This window comes from Streptococcus sp. HMSC073D05 (genome assembly GCF_001812015.1).
GTDB classification, from domain to species: domain Bacteria; phylum Bacillota; class Bacilli; order Lactobacillales; family Streptococcaceae; genus Streptococcus; species Streptococcus parasanguinis_D.
In genome coordinates, this window is sequence record NZ_KV807480.1 from 1 (window position 1) to 2500 (window position 2500).

1 tRNA gene and 2 rRNA genes (1 of these 3 cut by a window edge) are annotated in these 2500 nt (G+C 50.2%); all 3 read left to right on the forward strand.

Annotated elements, in window-relative coordinates:
• Positions 1-1157: ribosomal RNA gene (locus HMPREF2832_RS00275) — 16S ribosomal RNA — on the forward strand; the annotation flags it as partial.
• A gap of 53 nt (positions 1158-1210) precedes the next feature.
• Positions 1211-1283 (forward strand) — tRNA-Ala (locus HMPREF2832_RS00280).
• 123 nt (positions 1284-1406) lie between these two features.
• Positions 1407-2500 (forward strand): 23S ribosomal RNA (locus HMPREF2832_RS00285) (it continues 1806 nt past the right edge of the window).

Below are 2500 nucleotides of genomic sequence, written 5' to 3' on the forward strand. Positions count from 1 at the left end.
CTGACCGAGCAACGCCGCGTGAGTGAAGAAGGTTTTCGGATCGTAAAGCTCTGTTGTAAGAGAAGAACGAGTGTGAGAGTGGAAAGTTCACACTGTGACGGTAACTTACCAGAAAGGGACGGCTAACTACGTGCCAGCAGCCGCGGTAATACGTAGGTCCCGAGCGTTATCCGGATTTATTGGGCGTAAAGCGAGCGCAGGCGGTTAGATAAGTCTGAAGTTAAAGGCTGTGGCTTAACCATAGTACGCTTTGGAAACTGTTTAACTTGAGTGCAGAAGGGGAGAGTGGAATTCCATGTGTAGCGGTGAAATGCGTAGATATATGGAGGAACACCGGTGGCGAAAGCGGCTCTCTGGTCTGTAACTGACGCTGAGGCTCGAAAGCGTGGGGAGCAAACAGGATTAGATACCCTGGTAGTCCACGCCGTAAACGATGAGTGCTAGGTGTTGGGTCCTTTCCGGGGCTCAGTGCCGCAGCTAACGCATTAAGCACTCCGCCTGGGGAGTACGACCGCAAGGTTGAAACTCAAAGGAATTGACGGGGGCCCGCACAAGCGGTGGAGCATGTGGTTTAATTCGAAGCAACGCGAAGAACCTTACCAGGTCTTGACATCCCTCTGACCGCTCTAGAGATAGAGTTTTCCTTCGGGACAGAGGTGACAGGTGGTGCATGGTTGTCGTCAGCTCGTGTCGTGAGATGTTGGGTTAAGTCCCGCAACGAGCGCAACCCCTATTGTTAGTTGCCATCATTGAGTTGGGCACTCTAGCGAGACTGCCGGTAATAAACCGGAGGAAGGTGGGGATGACGTCAAATCATCATGCCCCTTATGACCTGGGCTACACACGTGCTACAATGGCTGGTACAACGAGTCGCGAGTCGGTGACGGCAAGCTAATCTCTTAAAGCCAGTCTCAGTTCGGATTGTAGGCTGCAACTCGCCTACATGAAGTCGGAATCGCTAGTAATCGCGGATCAGCACGCCGCGGTGAATACGTTCCCGGGCCTTGTACACACCGCCCGTCACACCACGAGAGTTTGTAACACCCGAAGTCGGTGAGGTAACCGTAAGGAGCCAGCCGCCTAAGGTGGGATAGATGATTGGGGTGAAGTCGTAACAAGGTAGCCGTATCGGAAGGTGCGGCTGGATCACCTCCTTTCTAAGGAAATGGAAACCTGTACGTTGGTCTTGTTTAGTTTTGAGAGGTCTTGTGGGGCCTTAGCTCAGCTGGGAGAGCGCCTGCTTTGCACGCAGGAGGTCAGCGGTTCGATCCCGCTAGGCTCCATTAACACTGTAAGGGTGTTAAGATTGAACATTGAAAATTGAATATCTATATCAAATAGTAACAAGAAAATAAACCGAAACGCTGTAAATATTTAAAGAGTTTAGGTCGCAAGACCAAAAATAAGGTTAAGTTAATAAGGGCGCACGGTGGATGCCTTGGCACTAGAAGCCGAAGAAGGACGTGACAAACGACGAAATGCTTTGGGGAGCTGTAAGTAAGCGACGATCCAGAGATGTCCGAATGGGGGAACCCACTAGCTAATGGCTAGTACTCCTATCTGTTAAGGATAGGTAGAGGAAGACGCAGTGAACTGAAACATCTAAGTAGCTGCAGGAAGAGAAAGCAAAAGCGATTGCCTGAGTAGCGGCGAGCGAAACGGCAGGAGGGCAAACCGAAGAGTTTACTCTTCGGGGTTGTAGGACTGCAATATGGACTTAAAGATTATAGAAGAATGACATGGGAAGGTCAGCCAAAGAGAGTAAGAGCCTCGTATTCGAAATAGTCTTTATACCTAGCAGTATCCTGAGTACGGCGGGACACGAGAAATCCCGTCGGAATCTGGGAGGACCATCTCCCAACCCTAAATACTCTCTAGTGACCGATAGTGAACCAGTACCGTGAGGGAAAGGTGAAAAGCACCCCGGGAGGGGAGTGAAATAGAACCTGAAACCGTGTGCCTACAACAAGTTCGAGCCCGTTAATGGGTGAGAGCGTGCCTTTTGTAGAATGAACCGGCGAGTTACGATATGATGCGAGGTTAAGTTGAAGAGACGGAGCCGCAGGGAAACCGAGTCTGAATAGGGCGCTTTAGTATTATGTCGTAGACCCGAAACCATGTGACCTACCCATGAGCAGGTTGAAGGTGAGGTAAAACTCACTGGAGGACCGAACCAGGGCACGTTGAAAAGTGCTTGGATGACTTGTGGGTAGCGGAGAAATTCCAAACGAACTTGGAGATAGCTGGTTCTCTCCGAAATAGCTTTAGGGCTAGCGTCGACATTAAGATTCTTGGAGGTAGAGCACTGTTTGGGTGAGGGGTCCATCCCGGATTACCAATCTCAGATAAACTCCGAATGCCAATGAATTATGGTCGGCAGTCAGACTGCGAGTGCTAAGATCCGTAGTCGAAAGGGAAACAGCCCAGACCACCAGCTAAGGTCCCAAAATAATTGTTAAGTGGAAAAGGATGTGGGGTTGCACAGACAACTAGGATGTTA